This window comes from Streptomyces sp. NPDC023527 (assembly GCF_055560115.1).
In genome coordinates this window covers 24,899-39,065 of the sequence record NZ_JBVHJJ010000022.1, presented here as the reverse complement: position 1 = coordinate 39,065, position 14,167 = coordinate 24,899, and the positions used below count along the sequence as shown (strand labels likewise).

Below are 14,167 nucleotides of genomic sequence, written 5' to 3'. Positions count from 1 at the left end.
TCGAGCGCGGACAGCGACGCCGAAGGGCGGCACCCGGACCGGGTGCCGCCCTTCGGCGCGTGTGCGGGGCGCGCTACTTGCGCATGACCTCGGGCTCGTGGCGGCGCAGCAGCCGGACGACGATGAAGCCGCAGAGCACGCCGATGCCGAGCAGGACGCCCATGTCGACGATGTACTGGCTCGCGGTGTGCTCCCACAGCGGGTCCTTGCCGGCGCCCGGCCACGGCATGAGCACATTGAGGTTGGCCGTGGCTCCGGCGGCGCCGATCGCCCAGCGGGACGGCATCAGCCAGGCGACCTGCTCGACGCCGATCTTGTCGAAGATCTGGAAGAGCACGCCGGTGAAGACGACCTGGACGATCGCGAACATCACCAGCAGCGGCATGGTCTTCTCGGCGGTCTTCACCAGCGCGGAGATGATCAGGCCGAACATCATCGAGGTGAAGCCGAGCGCCATGATCACCAGGGCCATCTCGACCGTCGGCAGGTTGCTGAGGATGACACCCTCCTCGGGCAACTTCTCCCCGCGGGCGCCGAAGCCGATCACGCTGATGAGCGCGCCCTGGAAGGCCGTGATCACACCCAGGACGACGACCTTCGACATCAGGTACGCCGAGCGGGACAGGCCGGTCGCCCGCTCGCGCTCGTAGATCACCCGTTCCTTGATCAGCTCACGGACGGAGTTCGCCGCGCCCGCGAAGCAGGCGCCGACCGCGAGGATCAGCAGGATCGTGCCGGCGTCGCGGTTCTGGAACGCCGATTTCGCCGGGCCGGGGCCGAGGCCCGAGTCGGCGGGGATGACCGTGCTCACCGCGCCGAGCACGGCGGGCAGGATCACCATCAGGGCCAGGAAGCCGCGGTCGGAGGCGATCACCGAGACATAGCGGCGGATCAGGGTCCACAGCTGGGAGCCCCAGCTCTGGGCCTTGGGCGGCTGGACCATCTGCGGCTGCACGTGCACCGACTGCGGGGCGACGGCGTCGATGTCGGCGGCATACATCTGGTAGTGCTGCGAGCCGCGCCAGCGGCCGGACCAGTCGTAGTCGCGGTAGTTCTCGAAGGCGGAGAAGACATCCGCCCAGGTCTCGTAGCCGAAGAAGTTCAGCGCCTCCTCGGGCGGGCCGAAGTACGCGACCGAGCCGCCCGGCGCCATCACCAGCAGCTTGTCGCAGATGGCCAGCTCGGCGACCGAGTGGGTGACCACCAGGACCGTGCGGCCGTCGTCGGCGAGGCCGCGCAGCAGCTGCATGACGTCGCGGTCCATGCCCGGGTCGAGGCCGGAGGTGGGCTCGTCCAGGAAGATCAGCGAGGGCTTGGTGAGCAGCTCCAGGGCGACGGAGACGCGCTTGCGCTGGCCGCCGGAGAGGGAGGTGACCTTCTTCTCGGCGTGGATGTCGAGCTTGAGCTCGGTCAGCACCTCGCCTATCCGGGCCTCGCGCTCGGAGGCCGCGGTGTCGCCGGGGAAGCGCAGCTTGGCGGCGTAGCGCAGCGCCTTACGGACGGTGAGTTCCTTGTGCAGGATGTCGTCCTGCGGGACCAGACCGATGCGCTGGCGCAGCTCGGCGAACTGCTTGTAGAGGTTTCGGTTGTCGTAGAGGACGTCGCCCTCGTTGGCGGGGCGGTAGCCGGTGAGCGCCTTGAGGAGGGTCGACTTGCCGGAGCCGGACGGGCCGATGACGGCGATCAGCGACTTCTCGGGGACGCCGAAGGAGACGTCCTTGAGGATCTGCTTGCCGCCGTCGACCGTGACGGTGAGGTGGCGGGCGGAGAAGGAGACGTCGCCGGTGTCGACGAACTCCTCCAGCCGGTCGCCGACGAGGCGGAAGGTGGAGTGACCGACACCGACGATGTCGTGGGGGCCGATGATCTGCTGGCGGACCGGCTGACCGTTGACGTAGGTGCCGTTGTGGCTGCCGAGGTCGACGATCTCGAAGCGGCCGTCGCCGGTGGCCCGGAACTCCGCGTGGTGGCGGGAGACCTGGAGGTCGGAGACGACCAGCTCGTTCTCCAGGGCACGACCGATGCGCATGACCCGGCCGACCGCCATCTGGTGGAAGCTGGTCGGGCTGCGGTCGCCGTAGACCGGCGGGGCGCCGGCCGGTGAGCCGTGGCCGGGGGCGCCTCCGTGCGCGGGGGGCTGCTGCGCGTCGGAGGACTGCTGGGGAACGTACGCCTGCTGCTGCGCCTGCTGCTGCCAGGGTTCCGGCGTCTGCTGCTGGTACGGGGGCTGCTGGTGCTGCTGCCAGCCGGCACCGGGCTGCTGGTGCTGCGGCGGCTGGTGGTGTTGCGGGGCCTGCGGCTGCACCTGCGGCGTGGCCATCGCGGTCTGCGCGCCGTACAGGTCGCCGGCGGGGGCGCCGATACCGGCGCCGGCGGCCGCGAGCGTCAGCCGCGGGCCGTCCGTCGCGTTGCCCAGGTGCACGGTCGCGCCGGGGCCGATCTCCAACTGGTGGATCCGCTGACCTTGCGCATAGGTGCCGTTGGTACTGCCGTGGTCCTCGATGACCCAACTGCGGCCGCCCCAGCGCACGGTGGCGTGCCGCCATGAGACGCGGGCGTCCTGCAGCACCATGTCGCCCTGCGGGTCACGCCCGAGGGTGTAGGACCTGGACGGATCGAGCGTCCAGGTCTGTCCATTCAATTCCAGTACGAGTTCCGGCACTCCATGCCCCACTACTTGTCCCCCGATGAGCCCCCTGCAGAGGGAGTCTAGGGATGGCGAACATCGGGAGGAACTATTTCAGGCACAGTCGCCGAACCGAAACTCGGGACTGACGCAACCCTGTAACAGGCGCCGTTGACGGCGGCGAAACACGCCCGGAGAGTGGTTACCGGCACGGATACGTATGGATCATGCGGATCCGGGCATCGGGGGTCGGATTCGGGGGGGCCGTGATGACCGTGGGTGACGACGGGCGCGGGACACAAGGGGCACGGGGCGCACGGGGCCACATACGCCTCGTCGAGCTGCTGCTCAGCTCGATAGCCGCTGTGAGCTGGTCTTTTCTTGCGATGGCCGGCGTCGCGGCACTGGGGCTGCATCTGCTCGGGGCGGATGCGGCGGGGGCGCTCGGCCCGATGACGGCGGCGGTGGTCGTGCTCGCGGTCGGCGGCTCCGTCACCCCATCGGGTGCCGTGGAGGCATTCGGTCTCCAGGGTGCCGCGGCGCACACCGCCATCGAGATCGCGCCACTGGGGGTGAGCCTGGTGGGGGCGTTGCTGCTGGGGGTCGTCTTCGCGCGCTCGCTGCGGGCGGCCGGCGCGACGCTGCGCGCGGCGGAGCTCGCCGCGCGGGTGGGCGCGGTGGCCGTGCTCTTCCCGCTGCTCCTGGGCGGCCTGGCCTGGGCCGGCAAGGACACGGTCACGATCGACGGGGCGAGCCTCGGCGTCGGGGGCGGAAAGGGCGGAGGGGGCGCCGCCGACGGCCCCCACCTGGAGATCCCCGGCCTCGGCGACATCGGGAGCATCGGCGGCGGGCCGGCCGACCGGCTCGGCGGGCTGGCCGACGCCAAGGCCGCCGTCGGCTTCTCGGTGGAGACCGGGCGCTCCCTGGCGGGCGCCACCGTGTGGGTGCTGGGCGTCCTGCTGATCACGCTGCTGGCCGCGCGCCGGGCGCCGCTGCCGCGCGGCTGGGAGGTGGTGCACCGGCGCGTGCGCCCGGCGGTCTCGGCGCTGTGCGCGGTGCTGGTGCTCGCGGTCGGGGCGGGCGTCGCTGCGGCGGCGTACGCGGCGGTGGGCGACGGTCATCCGAAGCGGGTGCTGGGGGCCGCACTGCTGGGGGCGCCGAACGGGGTGTGGCTGGCGCTGCCGCTGGGCCTCCTCGTCCCCTGGCGCGGTACGGCCACGGGGGCGCTGGCGGATGTGCTGCCCTTCCCGCTCGACCGGCTGCTGAGCACCAGGGCCGACGAGCAGGTGTCGCTCGGGCGGCTCGCGGGGCTCGACGGGCGGGTGTGGCTGCTGGCCCTGGCGTGCGCGCTGATGCTGCTCGCGGCGGGGGTGCTCGCCGCGGTCCGTACGCCGCGGGGCGGGCTGCGGCCGGTGGCGTTCGCCTGGCGGTGCGCGCTGGGGCTGGGGGCGGCGACGGCCGTGGCCCTGCCGCTGCTGGTGCTGCTGACCCGGGTGAAGGTGGACGCCGGGCTGTCCGTGCTGGGCTTCGACGCCTTCGGGGCGGGGCTGGAGCTGCGGGGTGACGCGCCCGTCGCACTGGCGCTGGGGGCGGCGTGGGGCGCGGTCGCGGGGGCGGCCGGGGCGCTGCTGGCGTGCGCGGCGGGTACGGCGGGGCGGCGCGCCCGGGGTGCCCCGCCGGGGCGCGGGGACGCTCGTACGTACCCCGACCTGGCGTATCTGCCGGGTCCGTACAACCCCTCGCCGGTGCACCGGCCCGCGCACGACGCGACGAATCCGTACAAGCGGCCGCTGTTCGACGATCGCTACAGCGCGCCCACCCAGCCGGGCCGTCCGCTGCCCCCGCCACGGCCCCGGCGCGGGCAGCGGTACGGCGGCATACCGGGGGACGGTCCGCCGCCGCCTCCGGGGCCGCCTCCGGGGCGGCGTTGAGCGACGTTCATACGGAATCTCCCATTCCGTCCGCTTCTCTTCGCTGTCCAGCCCCCGGGACACCTGTACGGTCCGGCTCCGGGGGCGGATACGGTTAGAGCACCATGAGCGCATCGCAGACCTCGCCTGCCACCGCCGTCACCGGCGACGACGTACCGACCCTCCTCGTCAAGATCTTCGGGAAGGACCGGCCGGGCATCACCGCCGGGCTGTTCGACACGCTCGCCGCCTACGCGGTCGACGTCGTCGACATCGAGCAGGTCGTCACCCGGGGCCGGATCACCCTGTGCGCGCTGGTCACCGCCCCGGCCGGGGGCGCCATCGCGGAGGGCGAGCTGCGGGCCACCGTGCACAGCTGGGCGGACTCCCTGCACCTCCAGGCGGAGATCATCTCGGGCCTGGGCGACAACCGGCCGCGCGGCACCGGGCGCTCCCACGTCACCGTGCTCGGACACCCGCTGACCGCCGAGTCGACGGCGGCCATCGCGGCGCTCATCACCGGTACGGGCGGCAACATCGACCGCATCTTCCGCCTCGCCAAGTACCCCGTGACGGCGGTGGAGTTCGCGGTGTCGGGTGTGGAGACCGAGGTCCTGCGCCCGGCGCTGGCCACCGAGGCGGCGGCGCGCGGGGTGGATGTGGCGGTCGTGGCGGCCGGGCTCCAGCGGCGGGCGCAGCGTCTGATCGTGATGGACGTCGACTCGACGCTGATCCAGGACGAGGTCATCGAGCTGTTCGCGGCGCACGCGGGCTGTGAGGCCGAGGTCGCGGAGGTCACCGCGCGGGCGATGCGCGGCGAGCTGGACTTCGAGCAGTCGCTGCACGCGCGGGTGGCGCTGCTGGCGGGGCTGGACGAGTCGGTGGTGGACAAGGTGCGGGCGGAGGTCCGGCTCACGCCGGGCGCCCGGACCCTGATCCGGACGCTGAAGCGGCTGGGTTATCAGGTGGGCGTGGTCTCCGGTGGGTTCACCCAGGTCACCGACGACCTCCGGGAGCGGCTGGGGCTGGACTTCGCCTCCGCGAACACGCTGGAGGTCGTGGACGGCAAGCTGACCGGCCGGGTCACCGGGGAGATCGTGGACCGGGCGGGCAAGGCCCGGCTGCTGCGGCGGTTCGCCGCCGAGGCGGGCGTTCCGCTCGCGCAGACCGTGGCGATCGGTGACGGCGCCAACGACCTGGACATGCTCAACGCGGCGGGCCTGGGGGTCGCGTTCAACGCGAAGCCGATAGTGCGGCAGGCGGCGCACACCGCCGTGAACGTGCCGTTCCTGGACACCGTGCTCTATCTGCTGGGGGTCACCCGCGAAGAGGTCGAGGCGGCGAACACCCACGAGTGAGCGCCCGCGAGTGAGCGCCCGCGGGGTACGGGACCGGGCATCCGGGCCCCGCACCCCGTGTGGCGGCCGGTCGGCGACTACTCGTGCGGCGCCCAGAAGTCGACCAGGCGGCCGACACCGTGCTCGACGGACTTCCACGGGCCCGCGAGGGTGAGCACCGCGAACGCGGCGGTGGGGAAACCGGAGCGGTTCACCCGGGGGAGCAGATCGCCCTCGCTCTCGCCCGCCAGGGCGTCGGCCAGGGCGTGCATGCCGGGGTTGTGTCCGATGAGCAGCAGGTCCTGGACCTCCTCCGAGGTCTCGCTGACCACCGCGATGAGCTCGCCGAGGGATGCCTCGTACAGCCGGTCCTCGTAGACCGTCCGGGGGCGTTGCGGCAGCTCATGGACGGCGAGCTTCCAGGTCTCGCGGGTCCGGGCGGAAGTGGAGCACAGGGCAAGGTCGGGAACGATCCCGGCGCCGGCGAGCCGGCGTCCGGCGATCGGGGCGTCCCTGCGGCCGCGCTCCGCGAGCGGACGTTCATGGTCGTCCACGTCGGACCACTCGGCCTTGGCATGACGGAAAAGGACGATCCTGCGGGTCGGTTCGGCGCTCATGTTTCCCAGCTTCGCATGAAACGCACGGCGGGGCGCGGGGTGTTGGGAGGCTTCCTCACGAGGCCGGGGAGGCTTCCGCGAGGGGCGGAGAGGCTGCATGTCGGTTCCGGCGACGCGTCTCCGGGGGCAGGGGCTTCACCGCGAGGGGCGGGAGGCGGCGATCCGCTTCCGAGCGCCGCGTCTCCGGCGCGGAGGCTTTCGGGCGAGGGGCGGGAGGCTGCACCGCCGACGGCCGGGGCGCGCCGCGCCCGCCGTGTCGGTCAGGGTGCCGGCTGGGCGAAGGACGCCTGGACGAACTCGACGACGCGGGCGACAGGGCCCGGGGTGGCGCGCCCGGCGCCCGGCTCGGCGGACGCGGGCGCGGTCAGCAGGGCGAGCAGGGTCGCGAAGGCCACGACGGGCAGCGCGAGGGCCCACCAGGGCAGCCTGGTCTGCACGGTGCCGGGGGTCCGGGCTTTCGTACCGGCGGACATGGGGTCTCCTCCGAGTGGTCCGGTGCACCGCCCTGTCGCGGTGTACTACGAACCTACGGAGAGCGGCGCCCCGCTCCCATCCGGTGAACCACCGACTTCACCCTGAGCCCAGCCCCCTAGGGGACAGGGGGGCTGACCCCACCCCCCGGGGGTGTGCGCCGGCGGGTCAGGGTGCGGCGAGCGTGGCGATCACACCGATGACGACGGTGATGGCGAGCATCGCGCCGAGGATGGTGACCAGCATCTTCTGGCCGTTCTTGGGGTTCGGTTCGAGGACGGGCATGCCTCCAGTGTCCCATCCGCTCAACGGGGCGGGCGGCCGGGTCGGAGCTCGTCCTCGACGGTCCGGTCGCGCCCGGCCAGGACGCCCGCCGCGACCTGAGGAACCATCAGGGCCGCCATGAGGGCGATCGGCGCGTCCCAGCCGCCGGTGCTCTCGTTGAGCCAGCCCACCAGCAGCGGCCCGGGGATGGCGATGAGGTAGCCGGTGCTCTGGGCGAACGCGGAGAGCCGCACCACGCCCGTACCGGTCCGCGCCCGCATCCCGATCATGGTCAGGGCGAGCGGGAAGGCGCAGGTGGAGATGCCCAGCAGGATCGCCCAGACCCAGGCACCGGCGGCCGGGGCGAGCCACAGCCCGGCGTACCCGGTCAGCCCGAAGGCGGCGAGGGCGACGGCCAGGACACCCTGGCGGGGCAGTCGGGCGGCGAGGCGCGGCAGGACGAAGGCGAGCGGCACGCCCATCAGCGCCGTCACCGCGAGCAGCACCCCGGCGGTGGAGGCGGAGACCCCCGCGTCGCGGAAGATCGCCGGCATCCAGCCCATGACGATGTAGGCGGCGGTGGCCTGGAGGCCGAAGTAGACGGCGAGGGCCCAGGCGGTGGGGCTGCGGGTGATGCCGGTGCGCGGCTCGTCCCGCGGGGCGCCGGAGGTTCGTTCGGCACCGTCCGTACGTTCGCGGACGGTGATCACGGCCCAGACGACGGCCGCGGCGGCGGCGAGGGCGGCCCATGCGGCGAGGCCGAGCCGCCACGCGCCGCCGAGCGCGTCGGTCAGCGGGACGGTGGCGGCCGCGGCGGCGGTCGTACCGGCGGCGAGGGCCATGGAGTACAGGCCGGTCATCGGGCCGATCCGGTCGGGGAACCAGTGCTTGACGACGACGGGCATGAGGACGTTGCTCACCGCTATGCCGGCCAGCGCGAGCGCGCTGAGGGCGACGAAGCCGGGGACGCCGCCCGAGAACGGCCGCAGGACGAGGCCGACGGCGATGGCCGCCATGCCCGCGCCGACGACGGCGGCCGGCCCCCAGCGGCGGGCGAGCCGGGGGGCGGCGAGGCCGAAGGCGGCGAAGCACAGGGTGGGCACCGAGGTCAGCAGGCCGGCGACGGCGCCGCTCATCCCGAGGCCGGCCCGGACCTCCTTCAGCAGCGGGCTGAGGCTGGTGACGGCGGGGCGGAGGTTGAGGGCGGCGATGACGAGACCGACGATCAGCAGCCGGCGCTGCCGGGCGGCCGGCGGCGGGGCCTGCGGCGCTGCGGTGGGGGCCGGGGTGGTGCCGGGAGGTGAGAGGTCGTCGTCTGCGGTGGATGACATGTCTGCATCATGCACTGAACGGGCGGGGCGCCGTGCGGGCGGCGGCCCGGCGAACCGGCGGAGCCGCTTCACCCGTTCGGCCGACACGGCCCGGCTGCGGGGACCCGGCGGCGGGAATCCGGCGACGGGGTCATCCCGGCGTGTGGGTCACCCAGGCGTGGCGTATCCCCAGCCAGCAGCGCTCGCTGAAGGATATGTGCTGGGCCGGCCCGACCGTGGCCGGGGCGGTGTCCATGTCCGGGTCCCACCAGCGGTCGCACTCGATGTGCAGCTGGACGCGGTCGGGGTCGGAGTTGCCGTTGAAGCAGTCGGCCGTGGCGTGGGAGCCCTGGACGCGGGTGCGGCACTCGGCCTCGCGGGGCGCCTCGCGCGCGGCGGTGGGTTCGGCGAAGGCTGCCGGGCTCGCGGTCCCGACCAGGGCACCGGCTGCGAACAGCAGCGCGGCCGTACGGCGGAATGGGGAGCGCATACCCGTACACCTCCTCCCTCCTCCCCCAGTGTGCGGGCGCCCGGCCCACCGCACGACCCGGGAACGCGCGATGCCCGCCCCGGCGGGTGCCGGGGCGGGCATCGGTGAAGGCGTTACGGGCGTCAGGCGCCCATCATGTGCACGCCGCCGACCCTCCCGCACGCCGCCCTCGCACCGTTCGGCCCCGGGGGGCCGCACGGGCTTCGGGCGGCTGCGCCGGACTCCGTCCGGCGCGTGGGCTTGCTAGGCGCCCATCATGTGCACGCCGCCGTCGACGTGGACGATCTCACCCGTGGTGCGCGGGAAGAAGTCCGACAGCAGGCCGACGACGCCGCGGCCGGCCGGCTCCGGGTCGGCCAGGTCCCAGCCGATCGGGGCGCGGTGGTTCCACACGTCCGCGAGCTCCTCGAAGCCCGGGATGGACTTGGCGGCCATCGACTTGATCGGGCCGGCCGAGACCAGGTTGCAGCGGATGCCCTTGGGGCCGAGGTCGCGGGCGAGGTAGCGGTTGGTGCTCTCCAGAGCGGCCTTGGCCACGCCCATCCAGTCGTACTTCGGCCAGGCGATCTGCGCGTCGAAGGTCAGACCGACGATCGCGGAGCCCTGCGGCATCAGCGGCAGCAGGGCCGTGGCGAGCGACTTGTAGGAGTACGCCGAGACCTGGACGGCCGTGGAGACGTCCTCCCAGCTCGCCTCCAGGAAGTTGAAGGCGCCCTGCGGACCGAAGGCGATGGAGTGCACGATGCCGTCGAGACGGGCGTCGTCGCCCTGGAGCTCACGGACCTTGTCGGCCAGCCCGTCGAGCTGCTCCTGGTTGCTGACGTCCAGCTCGATGACCGGGGCGGGCTTGGGCAGGCGCTTGGCGATGCGCTCGACCAGCGAGAGCCGGCCGAAGCCGGTCAGGATGACCTCGGCGCCCTCGTTCTGGGCCACCTTCGCGGCCTGGAAGGCGATCGACGACTCGGTGAGGACGCCGGTGACGAGGATGCGCTTGCCTGCGAGGATTCCACTCATGACGTTCAGTGACCCATGCCCAATCCGCCGTCGACAGGAATGACGGCTCCAGTGATGTATGCGGCCTCGTCCGAGGCGAGGAAGCGGACCGAGGCGGCGATCTCCTCGGGCTGGGCGTAGCGCGCCAGCGGGACCTGCTTCGTGATGTTCTCCCGCTGCTCGTCGCTGAGCACCCGGGTCATGTCGGTGTCGACGAAGCCGGGGGCGACGACGTTGACGGTGATGTTGCGGGAGCCCAGCTCGCGGGCGAGCGAGCGGGCGAAGCCGACCAGCCCGGCCTTGGAGGCGGCGTAGTTGGCCTGGCCCGCGGAGCCCAGCAGGCCCACCACGGAGGAGATCAGCACGATACGGCCCTTGCGGGCGCGCAGCATCAGCCGGGAGGCGCGCTTGACGACCCGGAAAGTGCCGGTGAGGTTGGTGTCCAGGACCGAGGTGAAGTCCTCCTCGGACATGCGCAGCAGCAGCTGGTCGCGGGTGACGCCGGCGTTGGCCACCAGCACCTCGATCGCGCCCTGCTTCTCCTCGATCTCCTTGTAAGCCTGCTCGACCTGCTCGGGGTCCGTGATGTCGCACTTGACCGCGAGGAAGCCCTCCGGCGGCTCACCCGAGCGGTAGGTGATCGCGACCTTGTCGCCCGCTTCGGCGAAGGCGCGGGCGATGGCGAGGCCGATGCCCCGGTTTCCTCCGGTGACGAGAACCGAGCGGCTCAAGGGACCACCCTTCCTTCACGTATAGCTCGCGTAGTGCTGCCATTGGTCGTCTGTACCGTACGAAAGCTATCTGTCCGAGGGCCGTTACGTGCAGCCCACCTCTAACAGGAGCCGATCTCGGTCCCTGTGGAGTCCCTACAGAAAACGGTGGGCAGTGACGGATCGGACGCGACATGATTCACAGCGACGACTCCCGGGAGGACTCTGTGCCACAATCCACGTCCCATTCCATCGACGAGTCATTTCTCGCCCTGCCCCTGCGCCCCTTGGCCGACGCGGCGCTCGCCCGCGCCCGGGCGCTGGGCGCCGAGCACGCGGACTTCCGCTTCGAGCGGGTGCGCAGCGCCTCCTGGCGGCTGCGTGACGCCCGGCTGGCGGGCGCCGAGGACACCACCGACGTCGGTTACGCGGTGCGTGTGGTGCACGGCGGGAGCTGGGGCTTCGCGGCGGGCGTGGAGCTGACGATGGACGCGGCGGCGCGGGTGGCCGGGCAGGCGGTCGCGATGGCGAAGCTGTCGGCGAAGATCCTGGCCGCGGCGGGCTCGGACGAGCGCGTGGAGCTCGCGGACGAGCCGGTGCACGCCGAGCGCACCTGGGTCTCCTCCTACGAGGTCAACCCCTTCGACGTGCCGGACGCGGAGAAGACCGCCCTGCTGACGGAGTGGAGCGGTCGGCTGCTGGCGGGCGAGGGGGTGGCGCACGCGGACGCGTCGCTGCTGACGGTGCAGGAGAACAAGTTCTACGCGGACTCGGCCGGTACGACCACCACCCAGCAGCGGGTCCGGCTGCACCCGCAGCTGACGGCGGTGGCCGTGGACCCGGCGACGGGCGGCTTCGACACCATGCGCACGCTCGCGCCCCCGGCCGGCCGGGGCTGGGAGTACCTGACGGGCACCGGCTGGGACTGGGACGCCGAGCTGGCGGAGATGCCGTCGCTGCTGGCGGAGAAGATGCGCGCGCCGAGCGTGCGGGCGGGCACGTACGACCTGGTGGTCGACCCGTCCAACCTGTGGCTGACGATCCACGAGTCGATCGGCCACGCCACCGAGCTGGACCGGGCGCTGGGCTACGAAGCGGCGTACGCGGGCACGTCGTTCGCGACCTTCGACAAGCTGGGCACCCTGAAGTACGGCTCGAAGATCATGAACGTGACCGGCGACCGGACCACCGAGCACGGCCTGGCGACCGTCGGCTACGACGACGAGGGCGTGGCGGCCCAGTCCTGGGACCTCGTCAAGGACGGCATCCTGACCGGCTACCAACTGGACCGGCGCATCGCCCGCCTCACGGGCTTCGAACGCTCCAACGGCTGCGCGTTCGCCGACTCACCCGCGCACGTGCCCGTACAGCGGATGGCGAACGTCTCCCTGCGCCCGGCGCCGGACGGACCGTCGACGGAGGAGCTGATCTCCGGGGTGGAGAAGGGCATCTATGTGGTCGGGGACCGGTCGTGGTCCATCGATATGCAAAGGTACAACTTTCAATTTACGGGGCAGCGCTTCTTCCGGATCGAGAACGGCCGGCTGGCCGGGCAGCTGCGCGATGTCGCCTACCAGGCGACGACCACCGACTTCTGGGGCTCGATGGCGGCCGTCGGCGGTCCGCGGACGTATGTGCTGGGCGGCGCGTTCAACTGCGGCAAGGCACAGCCCGGCCAGGTGGCGGCGGTCTCGCACGGCTGCCCGTCGGCCCTCTTCCAGGGTGTGAACATCCTCAACACGACGCAGGAGGCGGGTCAGTGAGCCGCGACCACCGATCCGGCCGGGGGTCCGGGGGGCGTCCCCCGGGACAGCACAGTCTCAACACGACGCAGGAGGCGGGTCAGTGAGCCGCGACCACCGATCCGGCCGGGGGCCTGGGGGGCGTCCCCCGGGACAGCACAGTCTCAACACGACGCAGGAGGCGGGTCAGTGAGCCGCGACCACCGATCCGGCCGGGGGCCCGGGGGGCGTCCCCCGGGACAGCACAGTCTCAACACGACGCAGGAGGCGGGTCAGTGAGCCCTCGTACGACCAAGCGCAGCGCGCACCAGCCGCACGAGATCGTCGAGCGCGCCCTGGAGCTGTCGCGGGCCGACGGTTGTGTGGTGATCGCGGGTGAGGAGTCCACAGCCAATCTGCGCTGGGCCCGCAACGCGCTCACCACCAACGGCGTCACCCGCGGCCGTACCGTCACCGTGATCGCGACCGTCGACGGCGCCGAGGGCACCGCGTCGGGTGTCGTCTCCCGATCGGCGGTGACGGCGGCCGAGTTGGAGCCGCTGGTACGGGCCGCCGAGGCCGCCGCCCGGGAGGCGGGGCCGGCCGAGGACGCCCAGCCGCTGGTGACGGGCGTGCCGCACTCCGCCGACTTCACCGACGCGCCCGCCGAGACCTCCCCGGCGGTCTTCGACGCGTTCGCGCCCGCGCTCGGCGAGTCCTTCGCGCGCGCCCGCGCCGAGGGCCGCGAGCTCTACGGCTTCGCCCGCCACGAGATGGTCTCGCACTACCTGGGCACCTCCGCCGGGCTGCGGCTGCGCCACGACCAGCCCACCGGCGCCCTGGAGCTGAACGCCAAGTCGCCGGACGGCAAGCGCTCGGCGTGGGCGGGCCGCGCCACCCGTGACTTCACCGACGTCGACCCGGCGGAGCTGGACGCCGAGCTGGCCCGGCGGCTGGCGTGGGCGAGCCGACGGATCGAGCTGCCCGCCGGGCGGTACGAGACGCTGCTGCCGCCGACCGCCGTCGCCGACCTGTTGGTCTACCAGCAGTGGTCGGCCGGCGCCCGGGACGCGGCCGAGGGCCGCACGGTGTTCTCCAAGGCCGGCGGCGGCACCCGCGTCGGCGAGAAGCTCTCCGGACTGCCGCTGTCGCTGCGCAGCGACCCGGCCGCGCCGGGCCTGGAGTGCGCGCCGTTCGTCCTCACCGCCAGCTCCGGCGACGACGCCTCGGTCTTCGACAACGGTCTGCCGCTCGGCACCACGGAGTGGATCCGCGACGGGGTGCTGGAGCACCTGATCACCACGCGGCACAGCGCCGGGCTGACCGGCCTGCCGGTCGCCCCGCTCGCCGACAACCTCATCCTGGACGGCGGCGGCACCCGCTCCCTGGAGGAGATGGCCGCCGCCACCGAGCGGGGTCTGCTGCTGACCTCCCTGTGGTACATCCGCGAGGTCGACCCGGCGACGCTGCTGCTGACGGGGCTGACCCGGGACGGCGTCTACCTGGTGGAGAAGGGCGAGGTCGTCGGCGAGGTCAACAACTTCCGCTTCAACGAGTCCCCGGTGTCGGTGCTGTCCCGCATCACCGAGGCGGGCCGCACCGAGCGGACGCTGCCGCGCGAGTGGGGCGACTACTTCACCCGGGCCGCGATGCCCGCGGTGCGCGTCCCGGACTTCAACATGAGCTCGGTCAGCCAGGGGGTGTGACAGGCAGGGCGT

12 protein-coding genes are annotated in these 14,167 nt (G+C 72.8%); 4 read left to right on the top strand and 8 right to left on the bottom strand.

Translation table 11 applies throughout. The features are described from left to right. Positions 1-73: 73 nt before the first annotated feature. Entirely contained in the window at positions 74-2,662 is a 2,589-nt protein-coding gene (locus tag ACZ303_RS31435; RefSeq protein WP_467343895.1) for an ABC transporter ATP-binding protein/permease, read from the bottom strand. A 233-nt stretch (positions 2,663-2,895) separates the two neighbouring features. Between ACZ303_RS31435 and ACZ303_RS31430 the strand changes: the two genes are divergently transcribed. Together ACZ303_RS31430 and serB are read left to right on the top strand one after the other, a co-directional pair. Further along, positions 2,896-4,557 (top strand): streptophobe family protein, encoded by a 1,662-nt coding sequence (locus tag ACZ303_RS31430; RefSeq protein WP_467343894.1) that lies wholly within the window; start codon positions 2,896-2,898, stop codon positions 4,555-4,557. Positions 4,558-4,661: 104 nt separating this feature from the next. Beyond that, positions 4,662-5,894, top strand: coding sequence for a phosphoserine phosphatase SerB (serB, locus tag ACZ303_RS31425; protein ID WP_467343893.1), 1,233 nt, complete (start codon positions 4,662-4,664; stop codon positions 5,892-5,894). A 77-nt stretch (positions 5,895-5,971) separates the two neighbouring features. On the opposite strand, the gene ACZ303_RS31420 is transcribed toward serB, so the two are convergent. From ACZ303_RS31420 to fabG, 7 genes are all read right to left on the bottom strand, one after another. Continuing rightward, entirely contained in the window at positions 5,972-6,490 is a 519-nt protein-coding gene (locus ACZ303_RS31420; RefSeq protein ID WP_467343892.1) for a SixA phosphatase family protein, read from the bottom strand. Positions 6,491-6,750: 260 nt separating this feature from the next. Continuing rightward, positions 6,751-6,963 carry a hypothetical protein gene (locus tag ACZ303_RS31415; protein WP_467343891.1) on the bottom strand — a complete coding sequence of 71 codons (213 nt, stop codon included), beginning with the start codon at positions 6,961-6,963 and terminating at the stop codon, positions 6,751-6,753. A gap of 166 nt (positions 6,964-7,129) precedes the next feature. Then, positions 7,130-7,246 carry an SGM_5486 family transporter-associated protein gene (locus ACZ303_RS31410; RefSeq protein WP_467343890.1) on the bottom strand — a complete coding sequence of 39 codons (117 nt, stop codon included), beginning with the start codon at positions 7,244-7,246 and terminating at the stop codon, positions 7,130-7,132. Between the two features lie 20 nt (positions 7,247-7,266). Beyond that, positions 7,267-8,556, bottom strand: coding sequence for a CynX/NimT family MFS transporter (locus tag ACZ303_RS31405; RefSeq protein ID WP_467343889.1), 1,290 nt, complete (start codon positions 8,554-8,556; stop codon positions 7,267-7,269). A gap of 130 nt (positions 8,557-8,686) precedes the next feature. Then, positions 8,687-9,025: a hypothetical protein gene (locus ACZ303_RS31400; protein WP_467343888.1), complete on the bottom strand. Its 339-nt coding sequence runs from the start codon at positions 9,023-9,025 to the stop codon at positions 8,687-8,689. A 243-nt stretch (positions 9,026-9,268) separates the two neighbouring features. Continuing rightward, on the bottom strand, positions 9,269-10,039 hold the full coding sequence (gene fabI, locus ACZ303_RS31395; RefSeq protein WP_467343887.1) for an enoyl-ACP reductase FabI: 771 nt from the start codon (positions 10,037-10,039) through the stop codon (positions 9,269-9,271). Positions 10,040-10,044: 5 nt separating this feature from the next. Then, positions 10,045-10,749, bottom strand: coding sequence for a 3-oxoacyl-[acyl-carrier-protein] reductase (gene fabG, locus ACZ303_RS31390; protein WP_467343886.1), 705 nt, complete (start codon positions 10,747-10,749; stop codon positions 10,045-10,047). A 206-nt stretch (positions 10,750-10,955) separates the two neighbouring features. Here fabG and ACZ303_RS31385 point away from each other — a divergent pair, with 206 nt between their 5' ends. After that, entirely contained in the window at positions 10,956-12,491 is a 1,536-nt protein-coding gene (locus ACZ303_RS31385) for a TldD/PmbA family protein (RefSeq protein WP_467343885.1), read from the top strand. Between the two features lie 254 nt (positions 12,492-12,745). Then, a complete protein-coding gene (locus ACZ303_RS31380; RefSeq protein WP_467343884.1) occupies positions 12,746-14,155 on the top strand; it encodes a metallopeptidase TldD-related protein in 1,410 nt (469 codons plus the stop codon). The last annotated feature ends 12 nt before the right edge of the window (positions 14,156-14,167 follow it).

Excerpts from the sequence above, each read along its gene's own strand:
- ACZ303_RS31415 (WP_467343891.1), bottom strand. The coding sequence starts at position 6,963 with ATGTCCGCCGGTACGAAAGCCCGGACCCCCGGCACCGTGCAGACCAGG.
- ACZ303_RS31405 (WP_467343889.1), bottom strand. The coding sequence starts at position 8,556 with ATGTCATCCACCGCAGACGACGACCTCTCACCTCCCGGCACCACCCCG.
- ACZ303_RS31410 (WP_467343890.1), bottom strand. The coding sequence starts at position 7,246 with ATGCCCGTCCTCGAACCGAACCCCAAGAACGGCCAGAAGATGCTGGTC.
- ACZ303_RS31400 (WP_467343888.1), bottom strand. The coding sequence starts at position 9,025 with ATGCGCTCCCCATTCCGCCGTACGGCCGCGCTGCTGTTCGCAGCCGGT.
- serB (WP_467343893.1), top strand. The coding sequence starts at position 4,662 with ATGAGCGCATCGCAGACCTCGCCTGCCACCGCCGTCACCGGCGACGAC.
- ACZ303_RS31420 (WP_467343892.1), bottom strand. The coding sequence starts at position 6,490 with ATGAGCGCCGAACCGACCCGCAGGATCGTCCTTTTCCGTCATGCCAAG.
- fabI (WP_467343887.1), bottom strand. The coding sequence starts at position 10,039 with ATGAGTGGAATCCTCGCAGGCAAGCGCATCCTCGTCACCGGCGTCCTC.
- ACZ303_RS31430 (WP_467343894.1), top strand. The coding sequence starts at position 2,896 with ATGACCGTGGGTGACGACGGGCGCGGGACACAAGGGGCACGGGGCGCA.